Below are 25,237 nucleotides of genomic sequence, written 5' to 3'. Positions count from 1 at the left end.
GACTCAGAACAGTCCGACGGTTCTGACAAGGAGTGGTGGCGATGGCGTTTCATACCCTGGATGGCAATGAGGCTGTGGCCTCGGTGGCCTATCGACTGAGCGAAACCATTGCCATCTACCCGATCACCCCGGCGTCGGTGATGGGTGAGCATGCGGATGACTGGGCTGTCCTGGGCAAACCCAACCTCTGGGGCCAGGTGCCCGGTGTGGTGGAAATGCAGTCCGAAGCCGGTGCCGCGGGCGCGATGCATGGCGCTCTGCAGGCGGGCTCGCTGGTGACCACGTTCACCGCTTCCCAGGGGCTGCTGCTGATGCTGCCCAACCTGTTCAAGATTGCCGGAGAGCTGTCGCCTTTTTGCATGCACGTGGCCGCCCGTAGTGTTGCGACCCATGCCCTTTCGATTTTCTGTGACCACTCCGATGTGATGTGCGCCCGGGGTACGGGTTTTGCGTTGCTGGCCTCGGGCTCGGTGCAGGAAGCCCAGGACCTTGCCGCCATTGGCCACGCTGTGACCCTGGAGAGCCGGATTCCGGTGATGCACTTCTTCGACGGTTTCCGCACCTCCCATGAAATTGACAAGATTGTCGCACTGAGTGATGAAGACTTGCAGGCACTGGTGTCTCACCAGGCGGTGGAGGCTCACCGCAACCGCCGGATGACGCCGGACCGGCCGGTGGTGCGGGGTACCTCCCAGAACCCGGATGCCTTCTTCCAGTCACGGGAAGCCACCAATCCGTTCTATCAGGCATTTCCGGAGCGTCTGGAAGCCGTCATGGGGCGGTTTGCCGAAATCACCGGTCGCCATTACCGGTTGTTCGATTACGTGGGCCATCCGCAGGCGGAGCGGGTCGTCATTCTGATGGGTTCCGGCGCCGAGTGCGCCCATGAAACCGTGGAGTGGCTGATGGCGCAGGAGGAAAAGGTCGGCGTTCTCAAGGTACGTCTGTTCCGGCCCTTTGCCACTGACCGTTTTCTGCAGGCGCTGCCCGATACCGTGAAACATCTGGCGGTACTGGACCGTACCAAGGAGCCTGGCGCCCAGGGCGAGCCGCTGTTGCTGGAGGTCAGCGCTGGATTGATGGAAGCCTATAGCCGTGGCGAGCGGGAAATTCTGCCTCGGCTGATAGGTGGGCGTTACGGCCTGTCCTCGCGGGAATTCACCCCGGCGATGGTCTGTGCGGTCTTTGCGCAGTTAGAAGAGCCTTCAGCGAAAACCCGCTTCACCGTGGGGGTTCGCGACGACGTCACCCACCTGTCTCTTGACGTGGACAGCGAACTGGACATCGAGTCACCACAAACACGTCGTGCCCTGTTCTTTGGCCTGGGGGCTGATGGTACGGTCAGCAGCAACAAGTCCAGCATCAGGATCCTCGGCGAGGGCACGGACCTCTTTGCCCAGGGCCATTTTGTCTACGATTCCAAAAAATCCGGAGCCACCACCGTATCGCATCTGCGCTTCGGGCCACTACCGATCCGTTCGAGCTATCAGATCCGCCAGGCCCAGTTTGTGGCGGTCCATGCGCCGCAGTTTCTGGAACGGTTTGATATCCTCGAGCATGCAGCTCCGGGTGCCACGGTGCTGCTCAATGTGCCCTGGCCCGCGGATCAGGTCTGGGATCGGTTATCCGTGGAAGCGCAACGGGTACTGGTTGAGCGCAAGGCCCGTCTGTTCGTGATTGATGCCGCCGAGGTGGCGGAAAAGGCCGGGCTGGAGCGACGTATCAACACGGTCATGCAGGTGTGTTTCTTCGCTCTGGCCGACATCCTGCCCCGTGATGAGGCCATCGCCCGGATCAAGGAATCCATTCGCCAGACCTGGGGCCGGCGCGGGCCGGAGGTGGTCCGTCGCAACGTCGAAGCGGTGGATTCGGCTCTGGCGAATTTGCATGAAGTCACTGTGCCGGGCGAGGTGACCGCGACCCACACCCGGCCGTCAAGAGTTCCGGTGGATGCGCCGGACTTCGTGCAGAAAGTCACCCGTCTGCTGATGGACGGCCAGGGCGACAGACTGCCGGTCAGTGCCTTTCCGGCGGACGGTACCTGGCCGACCGGAACCAGTCAGTACGAGAAACGCGGTATTGCCCTGGAGATTCCGGTCTGGGAGCCCGACCTCTGTGTCCAGTGCAACTTCTGCACAATGATCTGCCCCCACACCGCAATTATCAGCAAGGTGTTTGAGCCCGAGGCTGGCAAGGGTGCCCCCAGCTCCTTCGAGGCCGTACCCGAGACCCATACCCCGGAACTGGAAGGCCTGGATTACCGGTTGCAGGTCGCGCCGGAAGATTGCACTGGCTGCGGTTTGTGTGTGGAGGTGTGCCCCGCAAAAGACCGCACCCGGCCCAAACGCAAGGCCATCAACATGCAGCCGCTGGAGGAGCACCGGGAGGCCGAGGCGGAAAACCTGGCGTTCCTGCGCAGCCTGCCGGATGTGCCCCGGAACCGCATTCCCCGGGACTTCAAGTCACTACCACTGCTGATTCCACTGTTCGAGTATTCCGGCGCCTGCTCAGGCTGTGGCGAGACACCCTACATCCGCCTGCTGACCCAACTGCTGGGTGACCGTCTGTTGATTGCCAATGCCACCGGCTGTTCCTCCATCTATGGCGGTAACCTGCCCACCACCCCTTACACGGTGAATGCGGATGGCCGGGGGCCGACCTGGAACAACTCGCTGTTTGAAGACGCTGCCGAACTGGGCCTGGGTATGCGAATGGGTCTGAACAAACTGGTAGGCCGCGCCCGCCAGTTGCTGGAGGATATGAAAGCGAGTCTTTCTCCGGAGCTTTACCGTCGTTTGACCAGACCCTGTACAACCCTGGATGAAACTGCCATGGCGCAACGCAGGGAAGCGGTCAGCGAATTGCGCGACTGGCTGGGGGACCAGCAGGGGCCCGGCGCGCAGGAACTGGCCAGCCTGGCCGACGAGCTTTGCCCGAAAAGCGTATGGGTGATCGGCGGTGATGGCTGGGCCTATGACATCGGCTATGGCGGCCTGGACCATGCCCTGGCGTCGGGCCAGAATCTCAAGCTGCTGGTGCTGGATACCGAGGTATACTCCAACACCGGCGGCCAGCAATCGAAGGCCACACCGATGGGCGCGGTTGCCAAGTTTGCCGCCGCCGGCAAGGAAACCCGGAAGAAGGACCTGGGCCTGCTGGCCATGAGCTATGGTCATGTTTACGTGGCCCAGATTGCCATGCAGTCCCACAGCAATCAGACCACCAAAGCCTTGCAGGAAGCGGAAAGCTTTGACGGTCCGGCACTGATCATTGCCCACAGCCCCTGTATTGCCCATGGTTATGACCTGGTGCACTCGCCCGCCCAGCAGCGCCGGGCGGTGGACAGCTGGGCCTGGCCACTTTACCGGTTTGATCCCCGGCGTATTCACGAAGGTCTGCCACCCCTGCAACTGGATTCCGTGCGCCAGAAGGTGCCGATGAAAACCTATATGCAGGAGGAGGCCCGCTTCCGCATGCTGGAATTGCGGGATCCTGAAAGGTACGAGCAACTGGTGGCAGCGGCCAGCGAAGCGGCGAAGGAGCAGCGCGAGCTGTATATGCAGCTGGCGGGCATCCACTTTGAGGCCCATGAATACCCGGAGTCCGATCACAAGGAGGGCGACCGTCATGACTGAGTTGACAACCCGATGGCTGGGGCTGGACCTGCGTTCGCCCCTGGTGGTGGGCGCCAGCCCGCTGACCGATGACCTGGAGGCACTGAAAGCCTGTGTAGGGGCGGGTGCCGGCGCTGTCGTGATGCATTCGCTGTTTGAGGAACAGCTGGTGGCGGAGCAGATGGCGGCCCATCATTTTATCGATTCCCGCATCAACATGGATGCCGAGGCGCGTTCGTTCTTCCCCGAATCCGACGTGTTTGAAATGGGCTCCGGCAGTTATCTAAAACGCCTGGATCTGCTGCAGGACGCCCTGGATGTTCCGGTAATTGCCTCGCTAAACGGCATTTCTTCCGGTGGCTGGACGCAACATGCCCGGGAGCTTGAAGATGCCGGCGCGGCGGCCATTGAACTGAACCTTTACGACTTGGCCATGGATCCTTCTGACACTGCCGCCACCCTGGAACAGCGCCAGCTCGAGGTGGTGCGCTCGGTGGTGGAGCAGGTCACCATCCCGGTCAGCGTCAAGCTGTCCTCATTCTACTCTGCGCTACCGGCTTTTGTGGCCGGGGTGGAAGCAGCCGGGGCCAGGGGGCTGGTGCTGTTCAACCGCTTCTATCAGCCGGATATGGACCTGGATGAACTGGAGCTGAGCCGGGAAGTGGTGCTATCCAGCAACGCCGAGCTGCCCCTGCGGCTGCATGGAATGGCGATGCTGTTCAATCGTACCGGTCTGGAAATGGCAGCGTCCGGCGGTGTTCACAGCGGTGATGATGCCACCAAGGCCATTCTGTCCGGCGCCACGGTCGTGCAGCTGGTCTCGGCCCTGTTGGTGGAAGGACCGTCGGCGCTGGGCAGGATCACTGGCGAACTGAATCAGCGCCTGTCAACGATGGGCTACCGCAACCTGGCGGAAGCCCGCGGCGCTTTGTCACTGGATAATGCCCCCAATGCCGGGGCCTGGGAGCGGCTGAATTACGCCCGTCTGTTGCATGGCTGGCAATCCGTTCAGTGAAGCGCGGATAATTTCCGGGGCGACCTGGACAGTCCTGGCAACCACTCAAGGCGGGCCGCTATCCTTCACTCCGTCTGCGCAGGCACTTCCCGGATGCGGCCATGTTCGTCAATCGCCACATAGACAAAAAGCCCTTCCGTTACCTTGCGAGGGGCTTTTGCCGTGCGGTCCAGGGTCCAGACTTCAATGTTGATTTTCATTGAGCTGCGGCCCACCTCGACCAGTTCCCCGTAACAGCCGACCTGGGAGCCTACCCGCAGCGGGGAGAGAAACTCCATTCTGTCCATGGCAACCGTGGCGTTACGGCCCTGGGAAATTCGCCCCGCCATGGTGGCAGCCGCCATGTCCATCTGTTTGACCAGCCAGCCGGCGAACACATCGCCGTTGGGGTTGGTGTCGGAGGGCAGGGGGATTACCTGGATTACCAGTTCGCCTCTGGGCATGGGCCTGTCGTCATCGAGCGCGGTCATGGATGAAACCTTTTAGTCCGGAATTGTTTTTAGTTCCCGCATGGTAGCGGCCTGCGCTGCGTCTGCAAGAGAAATTGAACGTTCTGTTCTATATTTCAGTGGTTGTAACAAAGTTGTCACAGAACCCCTTTATTGTTCACCCATCGGTGAAGCAGATCCGACAATAAAGTCAAAGTGACTAATGGAGATTCAACGTGATGAAACTTAAAACAGCCCTTACAAGCGTGGCACTGGCAGGCAGCATCGCCGCTGTGTCGACACCGGCCATGGCTCGCGACACCATCAACATTGTCGGTTCTTCGACGGTTTATCCGTTTGCCACTGTGGTTGCCGAGCGTTTCGGTCGTAACACCGATTTCCCGACGCCGAAGCTGGAATCCACTGGTTCTGGCGGCGGCTTGAAACTGTTCTGTGAAGGTGTTGGCACCCAGCACCCGGATATCACCAATGCTTCCCGTCGCATGAAGCCGGGCGAGTTCGAGAACTGCCAGTCCAACGGCGTCGAGAAGATTACTGAAGTGCGTATTGGTGCCGACGGTATCGTCATCGCCAACTCCAGGGACGCGGAAAAGCTGGATCTGACCCTGAAGCAGGTATTCCTGGCGCTGGCCAAGGAAGTGCCGGACCCCGATGGCGGCGATGAGCTGGTACCCAACCCTTATGAAAAGTGGAGCGAGATCGATTCCAGCCTGCCAGACTTTGAAATCAGCGTAATGGGCCCGCCTCCGACGTCCGGTACCCGCGATGCCTTCGTTGAAATCGCCATGCAGGGCGGCTGTAAACAGTACGATTTCATCAAGAATATGGACAAGAGTGAGATGAAATCGGTTTGTCACGCCATGCGTGAAGACGGTCCGTTCATCGAAGCCGGCGAAAACGACAACCTGATCGTTCAGCGCCTGGCCCAGGACCCGCAAACACTGGGTATCTTCGGCTACAGCTTCCTGATGGAGAACACCGGCCAGATCCAGGCAGCCAGTGTTAACGGTGTTGAGCCGACTCCGGAAGCCATTTCCAGCGAAGACTATCCGGTTGCCCGTTCACTGTGGTTTTATGTCAAGAATGCGCACGTAGGCGTTGTTCCGGGTATCAAGGAATACATAGCCGAGTTTACCAGCGAAAGTGCCTGGGGCGATAACGGCTATCTGGTTGATGTGGGTCTGATCCCGCTGCCACGTGACCAGCGCATGAAGACTGCCAAAAGAGCAAGAAATCTGGAGCCAATGACGGGTAACGAGCTGTAAGGCCCAGCCAGAAAGCGTCAGGGATGACTACAGAGGAACGCGGGCTTTCAGGTCCGCGTTCCTTATTACATCTGTGTGAATATTTTTGCCCGGCTAACTGGCAAAATAGACGTCCAGCTAACTCAAAGCCATTAATACAGAGACTGATATGCAGACGGCCAATCTTCTGCCCCTGGTTCTGGTTCTCGCCGTGGTTGCCTATGGCCTCGCTTACATGCGATCCCGGGCGGTGGCAGCGCCCCTCGGCGGTATCCGGAACCTCAAGGCTCTTCCTTTCTACTACGCGGCGCGTGCAGCACTGTGGTGTGCCATTCCCGCGCTGATTGTGCTGGCGGCGTGGGCCGGTTTCGAAGGCAAGATTATCCAGGGCATTGTGATCGCATCATTGCCCCAGGAAACCTGGCCAGAATCTGCCGGGGAGGCCAGCCTGATACTCTCCCAGATCAGTAATGTGGCAGCGGGCAAGCTCAATCCGGAATTTGTGCCGGAGCATATTGCCGGGGCGGCGTCATTGCTGGAAAACCTGGAAAGTCAGAGCAGAAACTTCAAGGCCATCCTGGTAATACTGATTGCAATACTCGGGGCTGCGTTTGCCTGGACCCGTGTTGCACCCCATATCAACGCCAGAAAGAACGTGGAAACAACCCTTCGCCGCATCTTCTTTGTGTGTGCGGCACTGGCGGTACTGACCACTGCGGGCATTGTGTTTTCGGTGATTTTCGAAACAGTGCGGTTCTTTAACAGGGTGCCCCTCAGTGAGTTCCTGTTTGGCACCACCTGGAGTCCCCAGACTGCCTTGCGTGCCGATCAGGTGGGTGCGGAAGGGGCCTTCGGCGTTATCCCGCTGTTCACCGGTACCCTGTTGATTTCCGCCATCGCCCTGCTGGTGGCGGTGCCTGTTGGCCTGCTGTCTGCCATTTACCTGTCCGAGTACGCCAGCAGACGTGTGCGCTCCACGGCGAAGCCGGTGCTGGAAATGCTGGCGGGTATTCCCACCGTGGTTTACGGTTTTTTCGCCGCGTTGACGGTTGCCCCATTCATCCGTGACCTTGCCGAAATGGTGGGCCTGGAGGCCTCTTCCCAGAGCGCACTGGCCGCCGGCCTGGTGATGGGCATCATGATCGTGCCATTCGTATCATCGCTGTCAGACGACGTCATCAATGCAGTGCCCCAGACCATGCGGGACGGCTCACTGGCCCTGGGCGCGACACAGTCGGAAACCATGAAAAAGGTGATTTTTCCGGCAGCTCTGCCCGGCATTATTGGTGGCATTCTGCTGGCAGCTTCCCGCGCCATTGGTGAAACCATGATTGTGGTCATGGCAGCAGGCCTTGCGGCCAACCTGACGGCGAATCCGTTGGAGTCAGTAACGACAGTGACGGTGCAGATTGCAACATTGCTGGTGGGTGATCAGGAGTTCGACAGCGCCAAGACCCTCTCTGCATTCGCGCTGGGTATGCTGTTGTTTATCGTTACGCTGCTGCTGAACGTGGTAGCTCTCAAGATCGTACGCAAGTATAGGGAACAGTATGAGTGATCAGAGTTCTCAGGCGGAGATTGTCCGTAACTCCCTGAAGCGGCGCTATCGCAAGGAGCGCCGGTTCCGGCTGTATGGCATGGTGGCGATATTCATTGCCCTCGGGTCATTGTTCATTCTTTTTGCTGACATTATCGGCAAGGGCCACACCGGCTTTATCAAGACCACCATCACACTGGATGTGACTCTCGATTCGGAAATGATGTATCTGGACGATCCGACCGATGAGGATCAGCGTTCCATGGCGGATTTCGTTGCGCCGATCATTGACGCATTGCAGGATCATATTCCGGAGGCTGAAACTGCGGCTGAAAAACGGGAACTGGGCCGTCTGGTTGGCAACTACGCGGCCAGCGAGGTTCGTGATTTGCTGGAAAATAATCCCGATTTGCTGAACACCACGCAAACCATCGAGTTTCTGGCACATGATCGGGTCTCAACATATGTCAAACACGCTGGCAATCCCAGGTACAGTATAAAGCTGTCCGAACAGCAGCAACGCTGGGTGGACGAACTGGTTGAGAAGGGCGTGATAGACACCAGCTTTAACGACGTACTGTTCAGTCGCGGCGACTCCCGGGAACCGTCGAATGCGGGTATTCTGGGTGCCATCGTGGGTTCTCTGCTGACCATGCTGGTCACACTGGCAATTGCGTTTCCGGTCGGTATCGCAGCAGCGGTCTATCTGGAGGAATTTGCACCCCAGAATAAATTTACCGATTTCATCGAGGTCAATATCAATAACCTGGCCGCAGTGCCATCGATCATCTTTGGTCTGCTTGGTCTGGCGGTTTTCATTGGTCTGTTCGGCATGCCCCGGTCGGTACCGGTGGTGGGAGGCATGGTGCTGGCGCTGATGACACTGCCGACCATCATCATTTCCAGCCGCGCGGCCATCAAGAGCGTACCGCCCTCGATACGTGAGGCGGCCGAGGGTGTCGGTGCCTCCAAAATGCAGGTGGTGCTCCATCACGTGATACCGCTGGCGATGCCCGGGATGCTGACCGGTACCATTATCGGCATGGCCCAGGCACTGGGAGAGACGGCCCCGTTACTGTTGATCGGCATGGTGGCCTTCATTGTGGATGTGCCGACCGGCTTTTTCGATTCGGCCACGGTATTGCCGGTGCAGATTTACCTATGGGCAAGCAGCTCTGAACAGGGGTTCATAGAGCTGGCATCCGCCGCCATCATGGTGCTGCTCACCTTCATGATCAGTATGAATGCACTGGCGATCTGGCTGCGCAAGCGGCTTGAGCGTCGCTGGTAAGGAGAACGACATGAACACGATCAATCCGAGTATTTCCACTGGAGTAAACATGCGAGACAAGCAGGCTGCGGAGATTCCGGTGCCCCAGGACAAGCCAGAGGACACGATAATCGAAGAAGGCAAAACGGTTGGAAAGCCGTTTGCCAGCGATCCCAAGTTCCAGTTGCGTAACGTGAGTGTCTCCTATGGCAGCGATCGCGCAATCAAGGATATCAGCCTGGACATTGGCCGGAACGAAGTTATCTCGTTCATCGGCCCCTCCGGCTGTGGCAAGTCCACATTCCTGCGCTGTCTTAATCGGATGAATGACAGCATTGATATCTGTCGCGTAAAGGGGCAGTTGATGCTTGACGGCGAGGACATCTACAGTCCAAAACGGGATGTGGTTGAGCTGCGGGCCCGCGTCGGCATGGTATTCCAGAAGCCCAATCCCTTTCCCAAGTCGATCTACGACAACGTAGCTTATGGTCCTAAAATCCACGGACTGGCCAACCGCAAGTCAGAGCTGGACGAAATCGTCGAGAACAGCCTTCGCAAAGCCGGACTGTGGGAAGAAGCGAAGGATCGCCTGGATTCGGTAGCAACCGGTATGTCTGGCGGTCAACAGCAGCGACTGTGCATAGCACGAGCCATCGCGGTAAGCCCGGAAGTGATCCTGATGGATGAGCCCTGCTCAGCACTGGATCCGATTGCAACTGCAAGGGTCGAGGAACTGATCGCCGATATGTCGAAAAGCTATACCATCGTAATTGTGACCCACTCGATGCAACAGGCTGCGAGGGTGTCCAATCGCACCGCGTATTTCCACCTGGGCCACCTGGTTGAAGTGAACGAAACCAACAAGGTTTTCACTTCACCGGAACACCAGCTTACTGAATCCTATATCACCGGGCGTTTTGGTTAAAACCGGTACGGTTGAACACTGGAGAACAAAGTTATGCCAGATAAAAAGGACGATGTGTACGGCGATCATATATCGAACAAGTTCAATGACGAACTGATGGCCCTGAAGAGCGAATTCCTGGAGATGGGCGGCATGGTGGAATCCCAGGTGGATCGCGCCATCACTGCGCTGGTTGAGAACGATGGCAACCTGGCTGATGAAGTCCGTGCCATGGACAAAAAGGTTGATCAGAAGGAAATTGAAATCGACGAAGAAGCCACGCTGATCATTGCCCGCCGTCAACCTACGGCGCGCGATCTCCGCCTGGTGATCTCGGTTATCAAGATGGTCGCAGATCTGGAGCGTGTCGGCGACGAGGCCAAGAAAATCGCCAAGTTTGCCATCAAACTCTCAGAGGAAGGCCAGGCCCCCCGCGGCTACGTGGAAGTGCGCCATATCGGCAATCATGTGCTGAGCATGCTGCATGACTCCCTGGACGCCTTCGCCCGCCTGGATTCGGAGCAGGCGCTGCGGATCATGAAGGAAGACAAGCGGGTCGACGAGGAATATCAGGCGGCCACGCGGACGTTGCTGACGTTCATGATGGAAGACACCCGCAACATTTCCCGCTGCATGTCGGTAATGTGGATTCTTCGCGCCCTGGAGCGGGTGGGGGATCATGCCTGTAACATTGCCGAGAACGTGATCTTCATGGTCAAGGGCGAGGATGTCCGGCATACGCCGGTTGAAGAAGCCGAGAAGGTTGTTGGGCGCTGAATTTGGTTTTGCCCGTGTAGCCTGTTGGTTTGGGAGTTTTTCGCCCGGCCGGGAGCACTGTTCACGACACGCCCGTCAATACATCCCTGTAGGGCTCGGTCGCGCCATCCCTGGCGCTCCACGGTCCTGAACAGTGCCCCCGAACTATGCACCTGGATCTGCAGTCTGCGAGGACTACTCCCCAGGCACTTAGCCCTGCTTCTTCTTGTCAGTATAGGGCGGCCAGCCGAAGGGTTTGCCGGCCAGCAGGTGCAGGTGGATGTGGAAGACTGTCTGGCCCGAATTTTCGCCACAGTTCATGACTGTCCTGTAGCCGTCGTCGGCAAAATCCATATCCTTTGCCAGTTTGGCGGCAACCCAGTACAGATGGCCGACCAGTTCACGATCGCCTTCCTGGATATCATTGATCGTCGCGATTTCTTTTTTCGGAATAATCAGCAGATGCACCGGTGCCTGCGGATTGATGTCCCTGAAGGCAAGGCTGATATCGTCTTCATAGACAATATCCGCCGGAATCTCGCGGTTGATGATTTTGCTGAAAATAGTCTCCGACATAATGGTCCCCTGTTGATGAATGAACGTCAGAACAATGAACTACAGTTGCTTCAGCCCCGGAAGCTTCGCTGCCAGTTGGCGGATGACCGGGGGTAGTTCGTCGTCGATACCCATAGCGTATTTGGCTACCCGGTTTCTGGCAAATGGCATGGCTTTCGCTGCGCCCAGGCCAAGGTTGCGTAACAGATGCAGGGGCGGTGTGCGATTGCTGAACAGGTGGTAGAACACATCCATGGTCAGCATCATGCGGCGGTTGGCCGGGCGGCGTTGCTGTTCGTATTGATCCAGTTGAGCGGGACTGGCCAGGCTGTTGCCGGCGCGCCTGGCTTCGCGGAGGACCAACTGCAGGCAACGGGCATCCGCGAAGCCCAGGTTCACACCCTGGCCGGCCAGCGGGTTGATGGTATGGGCAGCGTCGCCTGCCAGCACGACGCGGTTGTTGACATACTTCCTGGCGTGCTGGCGCGCAATCGGGAAGCTGGCTTTGGCATCAATGTGGGTTAACGGTGGCAGCTCGGGCGGGAAGGCGTTCTGTATTTCCGCCATCAATGCGCTGTTGTCCAATGCCTTGAGCCGCGCCAGTTCTTCCGGCGAGTCATACCACACCAGGGAAGCCCAGCTTTCGCCACTGCCAGCGGAATGTAGCGGCAGGAAGGCCCGGGGACCGCTGGGGTAGAATCCCTGCCAGGTGATGTCCTGGACCGGGCCCTGATAGCGGACCGAGATCACCATGGCCTGTTGCTGGTACTGGTCGCGGGTGATGCCGATGCCGGCGAGGTTGCGGACACCGGAACTGGCTCCGTCTGCGCCTACAATCAGTTCGCCGCTCAGTTCCGTGCCATCGTCCAGCGTTACCTCCGCCCGGTCATCGCCGTTGATGAGCCTGGTGACGGCGTGGCCGGCAAACAGGGTGACCGATGGCTGGGTCCCGGCGCAGTTCCAGAGGGCCTGCTGGGTAACGCGGTTCTCCACAATATGCCCCAGATGGCTTGCTGACAGGTTGCGGGCATCAAAAACGGCCTCGGCGATCTTGCGGGGCAGGACACTGCTCAATGGATGGTCTGTCTCATCCCATACCGCCAGGCGGGTATAGGGAGTGGCGCGCATGGTCAGGATCTCTGGCCAGGCTCCAAGTTCGGTAAGGTAACGTTCGCTGCCGGCGCTCAGGGCCGACACCCGGATATCGGGTGGTTGTGAAGCATCAAAGAAAGGTGCGGCCCCCTGATCCACAAGGGCAACGCGAAAGCCGCTGCGGCCGAGGCCGGCGGCAAGGGCTGCACCGACCATGCCGGCACCGACAATAACAACATCAAAGGCTTGGGTCATAACGGGTTCCTGTCTGTTAGGCCCAGTTTACGCGATGGGCGCGTTCAGACAAGCGGCCCGGATCAAGCCGGTGCCGGCGGTCAGTGCTGTCAGTATCCCGCCAGGCCGGCAACGTGGCTGTCTGTCAGCGACTTTGCCCTGCGGGCACGACCCTTGAGCCACGCCGGCTTCTGGGCCCCCGGCCTTACGAATCCCTGCTCAAGCACTACAGGATGCGCCAGGTCCAGGAAATCCCTGGTCTTCATGTGGATGGACTCGGTGTGAGTGCCGGCGGCAAAGGCCAGCTCCGGTTGCCGGGTCAGGGCTTCAGCACAGTATACCGACATGTCAAAGAGGTTGCCGAACGGTGGCATGGCGCCCACCTCGCATTCCGGGAAGCGGTCCTGAAATTCCTGTTCGTCCGCCAGGTCAAGGAAGTCGGTATCGAGAATCTGGCTTAGCCGGTCCCAGCGAATACGCCAGGTCGCAGGCATGACCAGCATGGCCATTTTGCCATCCAGCTCGATAATAACGGTTTTTACCACCCGGTCACCGGCGATCTTGACGTGATGGGCGAGTTGCTGGGCGGTGAATGCAGGGGGGTGAGACAGGCACATGTATTCCACGCCTGCCTGGTCGAGGTATTGCTTCAACTGCTGAACCGGCATAGTGACAACCTCCTACCAGCAATGACTGCGGTACCGGAACCGGTGGATTCGGCATGCGCCGGTTCCTGTGGCCTGACAGCGGCGCCGTTGTTGCCGTGCGCCACTGCCATTACTGGTCAGCTTAGTTGAGGTTGTACAGAATGCGAGTTACGGACTGTGTTGTTGAGGCACCAGTCACTCGGCTTTGTAAACATGTACATCCCGCTGGGGGAACGGAATAGTGATGCCTTCGGCATCGAACGCCTTTTTCACCTTCTCATGCATGTCCCAGTAGTACGGCCAGAGGTCGTCGGTTGCCACCCAGGCACGGAACATCAGATTGACCGAGTTATCGCCAAGGCTGCCGACGCAGATCCGTGGTTCGGGATCTTTCAGGGACCGTTCGTCTTCGTCGAACAGACGCCGGAGTACGGCCAGGGCCTTGTCGATATCGTCGTCGTAGTGAATGCCGAAGGTCATGTCACAACGGCGCTGGTGATAAATGCTGACGTTCACCAGGGTGTCGTTGGACAGGCTGCCGTTGGGAATGACGACCCGACGGTTATCGAAGGTATTGACTACGGTATAGAGAATCTGGATCTCCGCAACGGTACCCAGGAATCCCTGGGCCTCGATGGTGTCGCCTACCTTGAAGGGCTTGAAGATCAGTATCAGTACGCCCCCGGCAAAGTTGCCGAGGCTGCCCTGAAGCGCCAGGCCGATGGCCAGACCGGCGGCACCGATGACGGCGATGAACGAGGTGGTAGCGATACCCACCATCGAGGCAACCGAGATCAGCAGCATAACCTTGAAAATGATGCTTATCAGGCCGCACAGAAACTTGTTCAGGGTCGGATCTTTCGCGCCCAGCTTTTTATCGACAACTGCCACGAACCGGTTAATCAGCCAGAGACCAACAATCAGCGTGATTATCGCCAGCACTAATTTCGGGGCGTAGGTCATGATCAGCGATAATGCCTGCTCCCATAGCTCCGATGCGTTAATGTCAGTTCCCAGAAGATCGTCCATTCAGTTGCTCCTTTTTTTGGTATTGATGACTGGTTTCCCGGAAGCTGAAAGGGAACACGGGTCGTGAATGCGAGACCAGCCTCCGTTTTTCTTATAGCAGAGGTTTCTGGCAAATGTGCAACCTGAGTTTGCATCTGCCTGGAAACCGTGTACGCAGGCAATTAGCGTTTGGCCCACTCGATAATGGTGGCTGGCCCACCTTGCACAACAACCCGGCCCTGTTTCTGGTTCAGCTGATAGTCATACATCGGGTCATAGTAGTTTTCCAGCAGCGCGAGTATCCATTCGTGATGCGCACTGACATCCCCCGTCTGGTGCTGTATCGCGAGGGCATTCTCCATCAGTTGCCGCAGCCGGCTGTGGCGTTCACCGCCCAGGCGTTTGCGAATCCGGTCCAGAGCGCTGAGCAGGTAGTCACGGAAATTAAGCCAGCCGGCTTCCGCACCATCACGTTCGGTGTAGTCGGCCGCCATCTGGTCGACATAGTCCTCGCGAATGATTTTTATGCGTTCTTCGACGGGCTGATCAAGCACCATCAGGGGGGCCGCCGCCATTCGTTCCCGCAGGCTTTCCGGCAGGGCACACCGCCCCACCAGCCGGCTTTCATCCTCCAGGTAAATCGGCCCGCCTGTGCGGTGACGGGCCTTGAGCATGGTAACCGCCAAACGGTTCTCAAAATCGATCTGTGAGGGTTGCGGTGTCACCTGGCGGCCGAAGCTGGAGCCCCGGTGGTTGGCCAGGCCTTCCAGGTCAACCGGATTCGGTAGCTGGTTCAGCACGCGGGTTTTGCCGGTGCCGGTACGGCCACTGAGAATGACAAATTCCGAGGATTCAATCAGGTCTTCCAGGCTGTCGATGAGGAAGCGCCGCATCGCCTTGTAGCCACCTGTGACCAGAGGGTAGTCGATGCCGGCCTCGCGCATCCACTGTTGGGTCAGCTGTGAGCGCAGGCCGCCGCGGAAGCAGAACAGGTAACCTTCCGGCTTCATCACCGCGAAGCGCTTCCAGACCTCGATGCGTTGTTGCTTGAGATCGCCCGATACCAGCTGGTGGCCGAGTTCGATAGCCTGGTGCTGGCCCTTTTCCTTGTAGCAGATACCAACCCGGTGGCGCTCCTCGTCATTCATCAGGGGTGCATTGATGGCACCCGGGAAGCTGCCCCGTTCGAACTCCACCGGCGCCCGTACATCCATCAGCGGAACGTCGTTCAGGAACAGGTATAGATAGTCACTGGTGTCGGGTCTGGCGGGCATGGCAGATTTCAGTTTGTGCTGGAAATGAGGCCGCAGTATAACGGACGTGTAGGTTTTTTGCTTGCGAGCCTCTTGCCCCGGAGTAACCCTGTGACCCCCGACATTCTCAACCAGCACCTCGCCAAGACCCTGAGCCGTGGGCGCGTAGCGGCCACTGCGCCGGCTGGCTGCCCTGACATTTCCCTCTACCTGTTCGACCCTGCTGTTCTTGAAGGGCCGATCAGCCATGACGAAGCCCAGGCCGTGGTGGCTGATCCTGCCTATTGGTCGTTTTGCTGGGCCAGCGGCCAGGTGCTCGCTGGCTATATTCTCGCCAATCCCCACGTGGTGAGGGGCGAGACGGTGCTGGATTTTGGGTCGGGGTCGGGCATTGTTGCAATTGCGGCCGCTATGGCCGGGGCGCAGGAGGCCATAGCCTGTGACACCGACCCTGCGGCACTGGATGCTGCCGCAGCCAATGCCCGGCTCAATGGCGTGAAGGTGTCGCTGTGTGATGACTGGAGCGCGCGGCCAGATTGCATAGGTGTGGTGACGGCAGCGGATGTGTTGTACGACCCGGAAAACCACCCCCTGCTGTCAGTTTTCAGGCGGGCTGCGCCACGGGTACTGCTGGCTGATTCACGAATGAGAGACCTGGGAGATGCCCATTACCGGGAACAGGTGGTAATCCAGGCACGCACCTGGCCGGACCTGCACGAGTTCGAAGAGTTCAACCGAGTACGAATCTACAGCGCGGGGGAGGGGCAGCCAGATAAATAAACCAAAAAAAAAGAGGATAACCTTGCGGTCACCCTCTTTCGGAACAATTGTCGCGTCCCTGTGCTGTTGGCAACCATCCCGCTGCCGTTTTCCCTTTCCGGTCCCTGGTGCCAGCATCCGAGCCAGCGATCCGATTAATTATCCTTTAAGCGAGGCGTCCCTGTGTCCTTGCCTCTCCCTGCATCCTGATTGCCGGGGTGCGTCCAGTGCGTCGTCCTTTTCCCTTTCCTCCTTGATGTGACCACTATAACAACTGAAATGTTACAAACGTGTGAATTGTGAGCGCCTGAAAGAGCGAGGTCGCTGCTGTGATTTTGTAAATCCTTGCAGATCAGTTGATTGAGATTTCCGGCAACGGTTTTGTCGGGTAAACGCACGCGACACCGCAGCAAGATCCTACGTGTCTGTAAGAGATGTCTCACAAGGATTCAGGCGTATGTCGCAAATCCAGTACTCGACGTCCCGCTTTCAGGCGTCTTAACGGGGCCGGTCGGAGTCGGTCCCTGTTCCGGTGGCCATTTTTCGCCGCCTGATAAAATCCGGACATGGCAGAAGCCCGATAGCGATACCCGCGGCATCGGCCACAATGTCGGCAACGGCGAAAGTGCGATAGGGCAGTTGGGCCTGGACGATTTCGATCGTTACGCCAAAGGCGAGCAGACCGGCGGCAATCCAGAGCCGGCCGAGCCCGGGCCAGGCCAGTCGTGTCACTATCGCAAGCTGTAGAAACGCCAGCACGTGATTCAGTTTGTCGTTATCGGATGAAGGAACCGGATAGGGTTCGCTGGTGGTTGCCAGATACAGGATGACTGCGGCGGAAATTACCAGCATTGCCTGCCAGAATGGCTGATAATCAAGCAGCAGGCGGATGCGTTTTGTCAGAAATGCCATGTACACCGTCGGGCTGTGGTGGAGTTTGCAACATGATATGCTTTGCGGCCCGTCACTGTCATTGAAGCTGAGGTGCTGCGAGGTATGCTTAAAGGTAATTTTTTCCGCGGCCTGGGTTACCTTGGAGAAGGATTCCGGCTGATAAGGCAGCCAGGGTTGAGACTGTTTGTTGTTATTCCCCTTGTTATTAATATTTTGTTATTTGGCCTGCTGTTTTACTTTCTGGCCGAACTCTTCGCTGGGATGATCGCAGCGGCCATGGGCTGGTTGCCGGAATGGGCCTGGTTGCAAAGTCTCGACTGGCTGTTCTGGATTCTCTACGGGGCCGTGATTCTGTTAATGCTGGCCTATGGTTTTGTGATTGTGGCCAATCTGATCGGCTCTCCCTTCTACGGTTATCTGGCGGAACTGACCGAAAAGCACCTGACAGGCCAGGAGGTCAATACCGACGATAGCTGGAGCCTGATTATCCGCGACATTCCCCGCGCGCTCTGGCGTGAAGTCCAGAAAATCATCTATTACCTGCCCCGGGCCATCGGTCTGTTTATCCTCGGCATTATCCCGGTGGTGAATCTGGTGGCGGCGGTTCTGTGGTTTGTCTTCAATTGCTGGATGATGGCGCTGCAATACGTGGACTACCCGGCGGACAACCACCGGGTCAGTTTTCCCGCTCTGCGCCGCCTGCTGGGAGACACCCGCCTGTCGGCGCTGGGGTTCGGGCTGCCCGTGGCGCTGGCAGCCATGGTGCCGGTATTGAACCTGGTGGTGGTGCCTGCGGCAGTTTGCGGGGCAACTGCCTACTGGGTGCGAGAAAACGGGCCGTCGAATAAAGACGTACAAACCGCTAAAGTCAGCTGAATCCGTCGGAGGTTTCTTGGATACATCGGAATTTGTAATCGGCCAGCGCTGGGTCAGTCACAGTGATACCGCGCTGGGCCTCGGCATAGTCACGGATATTTCCGGTCGCCGGGTGACACTGGGCTTTCCCGCGGCGGATGAGGAGCGTACCTACGCCATCGACAATGCCCCGCTATCGAGAATCATCTACCAGATTGGCGAGGATATCGAGACATTTGACGGCGAGCGTTACACCGTCCGCGCGGTTGAAGACATCGGCGGCGTGCTGATGTATCACGCCGATGACGGCAGTGAAAACCTGACCCGGATTTCCGAGGTCAAGCTCAGCAGTTCGGTGGATTTCTCGGCGCCCCATCAGCGTCTGTTTGCCGGCCAGTTTGACCGTAACGGGGCATTTCGCCTGCGGATGGCAACCGCCCGGCATCAGGACCGGTTGCGGGCATCGTCTGCCCAGGGCCTGATCGGTGCGCGCACCCAGCATCTCCCCCACCAGGTCTATATCGCCCATGAAGTGGCGACACGATATGCGCCCAGGGTCCTGTTGGCGGACGAGGTGGGGCTCGGCAAGACCATCGAGGCCGGTCTGATTCTCCACTACCAGCTGCACACCAGCCGTGCCCGCCGGGTGCTGATCGTGGTGCCCGATTCACTGATCCACCAGTGGTTGGTGGAAATGTTGCGGCGCTTCAACCTGCGGTTCTCGATCATTGATCGCGGACGCTATGAAGCCATGGAGGATTTTGCCGAGCTGCCGGACGAGGAAGATGACCTGGCCGACGCCGATGAAAATCCTTTTGCAAGCGAGCAGCTGGCACTGTGCAGCCTGGATTTCCTGATGTCCAGCGAACAGGCCCAGGCCGACGCCATCGCAGCGGGATGGGACCTGATGGTGGTGGATGAAGCCCATCATCTGGCCTGGAGCCCGGAGGCGGTCAGCCCGGAATACCGGCTGGTTGAGCAGCTTGCGGCATCCAGTAACGGTTTGCTGCTGTTGACGGCAACGCCCGAGCAGGTGGGCGTGGCCAGTCACTTTGCCCGCCTGCGATTACTGGACCCGGCTCGCTTCCATGATCTGGAAGCCTTCAGGGAAGAAGAACAGCAGTATGAAGTTATCAACCAGGTGGTATCCCGCATCCGTGACCAGGGCGTTGCGGCACTCTCCGGCGAGGACCGGGAGGCTCTCAAAGGCTGGCTGGGTGATGAACTGGACGCATTGATGTCTACGCGGGAGCCTGAGCGGGCGGTGATTGATGCGCTGCTGGACCGCCACGGCACCGGCCGCGTGCTTTTCCGTAACACCCGCGCGGCGATCAGGGGTTTTCCTGAACGCCATCCACTGCCGGCGGCATTGCCCTGCCCTGAGATTTACAGGACCGGTGACATTGACCATGGCATTGCCGGCCTGACCCCGGAAACTGCGGTGGACGAAGAGCAATGGCTGGCGGAAGATCCCCGAGTAGCCTGGCTGGAGAAAACCCTGACCGCCCTGAAGCCGGCCAAGGTGGTGGTCATCTGTGCCCATGCCTCGACCGCCATGGCGCTGGAACACTATCTGCAACTGCGTGCCGGTATTCGCAGTGCCGCCTTCCATGAGCACCTGAGCCTGATCGAGCGGGACCGGGCCGCAGCCTACTTCTCCGACACCGAGCAGGGTGCCCAGGCGCTGATCTGCTCGGAGATCGGCAGCGAAGGCCGCAATTTCCAGTTTGCCCATCATCTGATCCTGTTCGATCTGCCCGCTAACCCGGATCTGCTGGAACAGCGGATTGGCCGGCTCGATCGTATCGGTCAGACCGAGACCATCGATATACACATACCCTACCTGCAGGAAACGGCCCAGGAAGTCCAGTACCGCTGGTTTGACGAAGGCCTGAACGCGTTCAGTGAAAGCTGCGCCGTAGGGGTTGCTGTTCATGATCATGTTGCCGGGCAGTGGCAGGCCGCCATTGATGGTCAGACCGGCCAGTTGTCAGCGCTGCTGGAGGCCTCGCAAAGCGAAGCTGAACGCCTGCGCATTCTGCTGCGCAACGGCCGCGATGCTCTCATTGAGCTCAATTCCTGCCGGCCGGATGTGGCGGATGCGTTAATCGCCCAGATCGAGGCGGAGGAAGAATCGGCCCAGGTGCGGGACTACATGATGGATGCCTGCGATATCCTAGGCGTTGACGTCGAAGATCACTCCGAACATGCGGATGTACTGCGCCCGGGCGAGCAGTACCAGGCCGGGCACGTGGCCGAGCTGCCGGAAGATGGGCTGACCGTCACCTGGAGCCGCCAGCAGGCCCTTGAGCGCGAAGACATGGCATTCATGAGCTGGGAGCACCCGCTGGTTACCGGCGTAATGGAATCGGTCACCAGTTCCGGACTGGGCAAGGCGGCTCTGGCCAGTATGACGGTCAAGGCCCTGCCCGCCGGCACTCTCCTGCTTGAAGCGCTGTTCACCGTGCATTGTCCCGCTCCGGAGTCATTGCAGTTGTCCCGCTACCTGCCGGTGTCGCCGTTACGGTTGCTGGTGGATGTGAACGGCCGGAACCTGTCGGCAACACTGCCCCACGACCGGCTCAACGACTTGTGCTCCAACATTCGCCGGCGCACCGCCCAGGCCATTGTGCCCCAGATTCGGCCGCAGGTTGAAACCATGGTGGATCATGTGGAGAACCTTGCTGAACCGCATCTGGAACCGCTGAGAAGCTCTGCGCTGGCCCGGGTAAGAGAGGTGTTTGGCCCGGAAATCCGCCGCCTGGAGTCGATGAAAAAGGTGAACCCTGCCATCCGTGACGACGAAATCGACTTCTTCAGGGAACAGCTGGCGGCGGCGGAAACGGCATTGAGTCAGGCCAGCCTGTCGCTGGAGGGTATTCGTGTGATTGTAACTGCCTGATGATGAACCGGTTGCTGGCCAGAGTTCATCCGATCAGGTAGGTTAAACGTAGCCAGAATCATCTTTTGACATTCAAAACCACGGACGACAGAGAGTATCCATGATGACTTTCATACTGTTTCTTGTTGCTGTTGCCGGGCTTCTTGTTGTGATGCGCAAGGAATCCGGAGCCAAACCCGCGATCGGGGTCATGGTAGTGACAGGCCTGCTTTCGCTGTTTTTCGCATCAGGCCTGCTGGCACTGATCCTGTTTATCGGTGCTGCCCTTACAGCCGCGGCCGGCTTGCCCGGATTCCGCCAGAGCTGGCTGACGCCGAGGGTGTTCGCCATGTTCAAGAAGGTGGCTCCCAAGGTTTCCGATACCGAGAAAGTCGCTCTGGAGGCAGGTACGGTCAGCTGGGACGGTGAGTTGTTCACCGGGCGGCCTGACTGGCACAGCCTGTTGATCAACCGCAACACCGGCCTGTCCGAGAAGGAACAGGCGTTTGTGGACAACCAGTGCACCCAGGCAATTTCCATGTGCAACTCCTGGGACCTGGCGGTTGAGCGCGCCGACCTGCCGCAAGAGCTGTGGGACTTCCTCAAGAAGGAAGGGTTTTTCGGCATGATCATTCCGGAGGAATACGGCGGCCTGCATTTCTCCGCCAAAGCCCAGACCGCGGTATTGCAGAAGCTGGCTGGCAATGAAATGCTGATGGTCACTGTCGGTGTGCCAAACTCACTCGGCCCCGGTGAGCTGTTGGTCAAATACGGCACCGACGAACAGAAGAACCATTACCTGCCGCGCCTGGCGGACGGCCGTGAAATTCCCTGCTTCGGCCTCACCGGGCCGAGAGCCGGCTCCGATGCCACTTCCCTGCCGGACACCGGCATCGTCTGCAAGGGCGAGTTCGAAGGCAAGGAAGTGCTGGGTCTGCGTCTCAACTTCGAGAAGCGCTGGATTACCCTGGCACCGGTTGCCACGGTGGTAGGCCTGGCCTTCCGTATGTTCGACCCCGACGGACTGTTGGGCGACACCAGGGACTACGGCATTACCTGCGCGCTGATTCCCCGCAACACCAAGGGCATGGAAATCGGCCGGCGCCACTGTCCCATTGGCACACCATTCATGAACGGCCCCATCAAGGGCACCGACGTATTCATTCCACTGGACTACATCATCGGCGGCCAGGAAATGGCAGGGCAGGGCTGGCGTATGCTGGTTGAATGCCTTTCCGTTGGCCGTTGTATCACCCTGCCATCCGGCGCGGCCGGTGCTGCGGCCTATGCCGCCGGCACTGCCGGCGGCTTTACCCGCGTCCGTCGCCAGTTCAATACGCCGGTTGCCGACATGGAAGGCGTCCAGGAGCCCCTGGCCCGTATCGCGGCGCAAACCTATATCGCCCAGTCTGCGGTGAACCAGACCGCCAACCTGATCGACAAGGGTGAGAAGCCGGCCGTACCTTCAGCCATCCTGAAATACCATCTGACCGAAATGCAGCGCGCGGTCCTCACCGACGCGATGGACGTCCACGGTGGTAAAACCGTTACCCTGGGCCCGCGTAATTACCTGGGCATCGGCTTCAGCGGTGCTGCGGTGTCCATCACCGTGGAAGGTGCCAACATCATGACCCGCAGCCTGATGATCTTCGGTCAGGGCGCGATTCGCTGTCATCCATACGTACTCAAGGAACTGGCGGCCAAGGATAACGATGACATCGACGCGTTCGATGATGCCTTCTTCAGCCACGCCGGCCTGATCTTCGGCAACGCCGCCCGTGCCTTTACCCAGGCACTGGGTCTCGGCAAGGCAGACGTACCGTTTGACCAGGCCGCCCGCAAATACGCCCAGGGCGTCGCCCGTTTCAGCGCCGCTTTCGGTCTGTGTGCAGACGCGGCCATGGCCACCCTGGGCTCGGAGCTGAAAATGCGGGAGCTGATATCCGCCCGCCTCGGTGACGTATTGTCCAACCTTTACCTGGCTTCCATGGTGCTCAAGAACTGGCATGAAACCCAGCCGGTTGATGGCGAACGGGATCTGATGGAATACAGCCTGGCCCTACTGCTGTCCCGGGCAGAAAATGCCATGGACGAATTCCTGCAAAATCTGCCCAACCGTCCGGTCGCCATCGCTCTGCGCGCCATCACCATGCCCCTGGGCCGTCGCTGGGACAAACCCCATGATGATCTGGCCCGCAAGCTGGCGCGCGCCATCTCCACCGACAGCCCGGTGCGTGAAAAACTGTTGGCGGGGGTCTGGACTACCCAGGGGGAAGGCACGGTGGAGAATCCGATTGCCCGCTACAATGGCCTGCTGAAAGATTACAACAAGGCAGAGCAGCTCTATCGCAAGGCCACCAAAGCCTACGCCAAAGGACAGCTGCCGATGGAAGCCCTGCATCCTGAAGAACGCTTCGAGGCTGCCCTGGAAGCGGAGATCTTTACCAGGGAGGAGGCTGAGTTCATGCGCCAGTATGAGGCCACCGTCCTGGACATGCTGACTGTCGATGACTTCCCGTTTGACGAGTTCGCCCGTAACAAGGGCACACTGATCGACCACAACCCGGCCTGATCAGAAATACTAGTCGCCGCCCAGGATCCAGCGGGCGGCTTTTTCTGCAATCATCAGGGTGGGGGAGTTGGTATTGCCGCTGGTAATGGTGGGCATTATACCGGCATCGACGACTCGCAGGCCTGCCACGCCACGGACCCTCAGGTGAGGGTCCACGACGGCCTGCGGGTCATCGGCGCGGCCCATGCGCGTAGTGCCTACCGGGTGGAAAATGGTGGTCCCGATATCTCCGGCCAGCCTGGTGAGTTCATCGTCGGTCTGGTATTCCAGGCCGGGTTTGAACTCTTCCGGCTGGTATTGCATGAACGCGGGCTGTTCTGCGATGCGGCGGGTTACCCGCAGTGAATCCGCGGCTACTTTCCGGTCTTCGGCAGTGCTCAGGTAATTGGGGGCAATGGCCGGGGCCTGTTTCGGATCTTTGCTGCGGATACGCACGGTGCCGCGGCTGGTCGGATTCAGGTTGCAGACACTGGCGGTGATGGCCGGAAAGTTGTGCAGTGGCTGGCCGAAGGCGTCCAGGCTCAGCGGCTGAACGTGGTATTCGATATTGGCGTAGTCGAACTCCTCGGAGCTGCGGGTGAACAGGCAAAGCTGTGATGGCGCCATGCTCATGGGTCCGGAGCGGGTCAGCAGGTATTCCAGGCCGATACGGGCCTTGCCGATCAGTGAGTTGGCCATGGTGTTCAGGGTAGTCACGCCCTTGACCTTGTAAACGGAGCGGATCTGGAGATGGTCCTGCAGGTTTTCGCCAACACCGGGCAGATCGGCGACCACATCAATGCCGTGTTCTTCGAGAAGATCGGCGGGGCCGATGCCCGACAGCTGCAGCAGTTGCGGCGAGCCAATGGCGCCGGCACAGAGGATGACCTCCCGTGCTGCCCGGGCAATGGTTTCGCCGTGCCCCGGCCGCTCGACACGCACGCCGGTACAGCGGGGGCCGGAACCGGAGATTTCCGTTTCCAGGCCGAGCACGTGGGTAGAGTGCCAGAGCGTCAGGTTGGGGCGCTTCTCCGCTTCCCGGAGGAATGCCTTGGAGGTGTTCCAGCGCCAGCCTGAGCGCTGGTTCACTTCAAAATAGTCCACACCCTCGTTGTCGCCGCGGTTGAAATCCCGGGTCCGGGGAATGCCGGACTCCACGCAGGCCGTGGCAAAGTCTTCCAGCACTTTCCATTTCAGGCGCTGATGTTCCACGCGCCATTCGCCGCCGTGGCCGTGGTATTTGTCGTGCTCCGGGTCAGCGTCGCCGCCTTCATCCAGGCGGTAGTGGTCCTCGTGGCGCATGAAGTCGGGCAGGCAGTTGTCCCAGCGCCAGGCCTTTTCGCCGGCAGTCTCCGCCCACTGGTTGTAATCCCGGGCCTGGCCGCGAATGTAGAGCATGCCATTGATGCTGGAGCAGCCGCCCAGGGTTTTGCCCCGGGGGTAGATCAGCGAGCGGCCATTCAGGCCCGGGTCCGGCTCGGTACGGAAGCGCCAGTCGGTGCGCGGGTTATCGATGCAGTAAAGGTAGCCGACGGGGATATGGATCCAGTGATAGTTGTCCCGGCCGCCGGCTTCTATCAGCAATACCCGGTTGGCCGGGTCTGCACTCAGGCGATTGGCGAGCAGGCAGCCGGCGGTACCGGCGCCTATCACGATGTAGTCGAACTCCTGCTGTCCCTTATTGTTTTCGGACATGGCGTTTTCTCCACAGCGGGTCGG

19 protein-coding genes are annotated in these 25,237 nt (G+C 59.1%); 11 read left to right on the top strand and 8 right to left on the bottom strand.

Annotation, left to right across the window (positions count from 1 at the left end; translation table 11 throughout):
- Positions 1 to 41 precede the first annotated feature (41 nt).
- Both nifJ and DIT72_RS04055 read left to right on the top strand, forming a co-directional pair.
- The gene (gene nifJ, locus DIT72_RS04060) at positions 42 to 3,635 is read left to right on the top strand and encodes a pyruvate:ferredoxin (flavodoxin) oxidoreductase (RefSeq protein ID WP_135953898.1); all 3,594 of its coding nucleotides are present in this window, start codon (positions 42 to 44) and stop codon (positions 3,633 to 3,635) included.
- Positions 3,628 to 4,629, top strand: coding sequence for a dihydroorotate dehydrogenase-like protein (locus tag DIT72_RS04055; RefSeq protein ID WP_135953897.1), 1,002 nt, complete (start codon positions 3,628 to 3,630; stop codon positions 4,627 to 4,629). The genes nifJ and DIT72_RS04055 overlap by 8 nt, the downstream gene beginning before the upstream one ends.
- A gap of 65 nt (positions 4,630 to 4,694) precedes the next feature.
- Here the strand turns inward: DIT72_RS04055 and DIT72_RS04050 are convergent, their stop codons facing one another.
- Positions 4,695 to 5,099, bottom strand: a complete 405-nt coding sequence (locus DIT72_RS04050) for an acyl-CoA thioesterase (protein WP_135953896.1) — start codon at positions 5,097 to 5,099, stop codon at positions 4,695 to 4,697.
- A gap of 194 nt (positions 5,100 to 5,293) precedes the next feature.
- On the opposite strand from DIT72_RS04050, the gene DIT72_RS04045 reads away from it, so the two are divergent.
- From DIT72_RS04045 to phoU, 5 genes are all read left to right on the top strand, one after another.
- Complete coding sequence (locus DIT72_RS04045) at positions 5,294 to 6,343, top strand: substrate-binding domain-containing protein (RefSeq protein WP_135953895.1); 1,050 nt, start codon at positions 5,294 to 5,296, stop codon at positions 6,341 to 6,343.
- A 148-nt stretch (positions 6,344 to 6,491) separates the two neighbouring features.
- Positions 6,492 to 7,880 (top strand): phosphate ABC transporter permease subunit PstC, encoded by a 1,389-nt coding sequence (gene pstC, locus DIT72_RS04040; protein ID WP_135953894.1) that lies wholly within the window; start codon positions 6,492 to 6,494, stop codon positions 7,878 to 7,880.
- Positions 7,873 to 9,150 carry a phosphate ABC transporter permease PstA gene (gene pstA / locus DIT72_RS04035; RefSeq protein ID WP_135953893.1) on the top strand — a complete coding sequence of 426 codons (1,278 nt, stop codon included), beginning with the start codon at positions 7,873 to 7,875 and terminating at the stop codon, positions 9,148 to 9,150. The genes pstC and pstA overlap by 8 nt, the downstream gene beginning before the upstream one ends.
- 10 nt (positions 9,151 to 9,160) lie before the next feature.
- Positions 9,161 to 10,054, top strand: coding sequence for a phosphate ABC transporter ATP-binding protein PstB (gene pstB, locus DIT72_RS04030; RefSeq protein ID WP_135953892.1), 894 nt, complete (start codon positions 9,161 to 9,163; stop codon positions 10,052 to 10,054).
- A gap of 33 nt (positions 10,055 to 10,087) precedes the next feature.
- A complete protein-coding gene (gene phoU, locus DIT72_RS04025) occupies positions 10,088 to 10,810 on the top strand; it encodes a phosphate signaling complex protein PhoU (RefSeq protein WP_135953891.1) in 723 nt (240 codons plus the stop codon).
- A 189-nt stretch (positions 10,811 to 10,999) separates the two neighbouring features.
- Here the strand turns inward: phoU and DIT72_RS04020 are convergent, their stop codons facing one another.
- The 5 genes from DIT72_RS04020 to mnmH form a co-directional block, all read right to left on the bottom strand.
- Complete coding sequence (locus DIT72_RS04020) at positions 11,000 to 11,365, bottom strand: histidine triad nucleotide-binding protein (RefSeq protein ID WP_135953890.1); 366 nt, start codon at positions 11,363 to 11,365, stop codon at positions 11,000 to 11,002.
- Positions 11,366 to 11,404: 39 nt separating this feature from the next.
- On the bottom strand, positions 11,405 to 12,691 hold the full coding sequence (locus tag DIT72_RS04015; RefSeq protein ID WP_135953889.1) for an FAD-dependent monooxygenase: 1,287 nt from the start codon (positions 12,689 to 12,691) through the stop codon (positions 11,405 to 11,407).
- A gap of 89 nt (positions 12,692 to 12,780) precedes the next feature.
- Positions 12,781 to 13,338, bottom strand: a complete 558-nt coding sequence (locus DIT72_RS04010; RefSeq protein WP_135953888.1) for an aminoacyl-tRNA deacylase — start codon at positions 13,336 to 13,338, stop codon at positions 12,781 to 12,783.
- A 174-nt stretch (positions 13,339 to 13,512) separates the two neighbouring features.
- On the bottom strand, positions 13,513 to 14,346 hold the full coding sequence (locus tag DIT72_RS04005) for a mechanosensitive ion channel family protein (RefSeq protein ID WP_135953887.1): 834 nt from the start codon (positions 14,344 to 14,346) through the stop codon (positions 13,513 to 13,515).
- Between the two features lie 161 nt (positions 14,347 to 14,507).
- Positions 14,508 to 15,599 carry a tRNA 2-selenouridine(34) synthase MnmH gene (gene mnmH / locus DIT72_RS04000; RefSeq protein WP_135953886.1) on the bottom strand — a complete coding sequence of 364 codons (1,092 nt, stop codon included), beginning with the start codon at positions 15,597 to 15,599 and terminating at the stop codon, positions 14,508 to 14,510.
- A 90-nt stretch (positions 15,600 to 15,689) separates the two neighbouring features.
- Here mnmH and DIT72_RS03995 point away from each other — a divergent pair, with 90 nt between their 5' ends.
- Positions 15,690 to 16,358 (top strand): 50S ribosomal protein L11 methyltransferase, encoded by a 669-nt coding sequence (locus DIT72_RS03995; RefSeq protein WP_135953885.1) that lies wholly within the window; start codon positions 15,690 to 15,692, stop codon positions 16,356 to 16,358.
- 477 nt (positions 16,359 to 16,835) lie between these two features.
- Here DIT72_RS03995 and DIT72_RS03990 read toward each other — a convergent pair whose 3' ends face one another.
- Complete coding sequence (locus DIT72_RS03990; protein WP_135953884.1) at positions 16,836 to 17,249, bottom strand: VanZ family protein; 414 nt, start codon at positions 17,247 to 17,249, stop codon at positions 16,836 to 16,838.
- Positions 17,250 to 17,333: 84 nt separating this feature from the next.
- On the opposite strand from DIT72_RS03990, the gene cysZ reads away from it, so the two are divergent.
- From cysZ to DIT72_RS03975, 3 genes are all read left to right on the top strand, one after another.
- A complete protein-coding gene (cysZ, locus tag DIT72_RS03985) occupies positions 17,334 to 18,107 on the top strand; it encodes a sulfate transporter CysZ (protein WP_135953883.1) in 774 nt (257 codons plus the stop codon).
- Between the two features lie 16 nt (positions 18,108 to 18,123).
- Complete coding sequence (gene rapA / locus DIT72_RS03980; RefSeq protein WP_135953882.1) at positions 18,124 to 20,988, top strand: RNA polymerase-associated protein RapA; 2,865 nt, start codon at positions 18,124 to 18,126, stop codon at positions 20,986 to 20,988.
- A gap of 103 nt (positions 20,989 to 21,091) precedes the next feature.
- Positions 21,092 to 23,539: an acyl-CoA dehydrogenase gene (locus DIT72_RS03975; RefSeq protein ID WP_228260765.1), complete on the top strand. Its 2,448-nt coding sequence runs from the start codon at positions 21,092 to 21,094 to the stop codon at positions 23,537 to 23,539.
- A 9-nt stretch (positions 23,540 to 23,548) separates the two neighbouring features.
- Here DIT72_RS03975 and DIT72_RS03970 read toward each other — a convergent pair whose 3' ends face one another.
- On the bottom strand, positions 23,549 to 25,213 hold the full coding sequence (locus DIT72_RS03970; protein WP_135953880.1) for a GMC family oxidoreductase: 1,665 nt from the start codon (positions 25,211 to 25,213) through the stop codon (positions 23,549 to 23,551).
- Positions 25,214 to 25,237: the final 24 nt, after the last annotated feature.

It is taken from the genome of Marinobacter orientalis (assembly GCF_004792665.1).
GTDB classification, from domain to species: Bacteria; Pseudomonadota; Gammaproteobacteria; order Pseudomonadales; family Oleiphilaceae; genus Marinobacter; species Marinobacter orientalis.
Note: the sequence above shows the minus strand (reverse complement) of the source record. Positions and strands in the feature narration are given on the sequence as shown.

Coding starts and splice junctions, on each gene's coding strand:
- nifJ (WP_135953898.1), top strand. CDS start 42: ATGGCGTTTCATACCCTGGATGGCAATGAGGCTGTGGCCTCGGTGGCC.
- DIT72_RS04055 (WP_135953897.1), top strand. CDS start 3,628: ATGACTGAGTTGACAACCCGATGGCTGGGGCTGGACCTGCGTTCGCCC.
- DIT72_RS04050 (WP_135953896.1), bottom strand. CDS start 5,099: ATGACCGCGCTCGATGACGACAGGCCCATGCCCAGAGGCGAACTGGTA.
- pstC (WP_135953894.1), top strand. CDS start 6,492: ATGCAGACGGCCAATCTTCTGCCCCTGGTTCTGGTTCTCGCCGTGGTT.
- pstA (WP_135953893.1), top strand. CDS start 7,873: ATGAGTGATCAGAGTTCTCAGGCGGAGATTGTCCGTAACTCCCTGAAG.
- pstB (WP_135953892.1), top strand. CDS start 9,161: ATGAACACGATCAATCCGAGTATTTCCACTGGAGTAAACATGCGAGAC.
- phoU (WP_135953891.1), top strand. CDS start 10,088: ATGCCAGATAAAAAGGACGATGTGTACGGCGATCATATATCGAACAAG.
- DIT72_RS04020 (WP_135953890.1), bottom strand. CDS start 11,365: ATGTCGGAGACTATTTTCAGCAAAATCATCAACCGCGAGATTCCGGCG.
- DIT72_RS04015 (WP_135953889.1), bottom strand. CDS start 12,691: ATGACCCAAGCCTTTGATGTTGTTATTGTCGGTGCCGGCATGGTCGGT.
- DIT72_RS04010 (WP_135953888.1), bottom strand. CDS start 13,338: ATGCCGGTTCAGCAGTTGAAGCAATACCTCGACCAGGCAGGCGTGGAA.
- DIT72_RS04005 (WP_135953887.1), bottom strand. CDS start 14,346: ATGGACGATCTTCTGGGAACTGACATTAACGCATCGGAGCTATGGGAG.
- mnmH (WP_135953886.1), bottom strand. CDS start 15,599: ATGCCCGCCAGACCCGACACCAGTGACTATCTATACCTGTTCCTGAAC.
- DIT72_RS03990 (WP_135953884.1), bottom strand. CDS start 17,249: ATGGCATTTCTGACAAAACGCATCCGCCTGCTGCTTGATTATCAGCCA.
- cysZ (WP_135953883.1), top strand. CDS start 17,334: ATGCTTAAAGGTAATTTTTTCCGCGGCCTGGGTTACCTTGGAGAAGGA.
- DIT72_RS03975 (WP_228260765.1), top strand. CDS start 21,092: ATGACTTTCATACTGTTTCTTGTTGCTGTTGCCGGGCTTCTTGTTGTG.
- DIT72_RS03970 (WP_135953880.1), bottom strand. CDS start 25,213: ATGTCCGAAAACAATAAGGGACAGCAGGAGTTCGACTACATCGTGATA.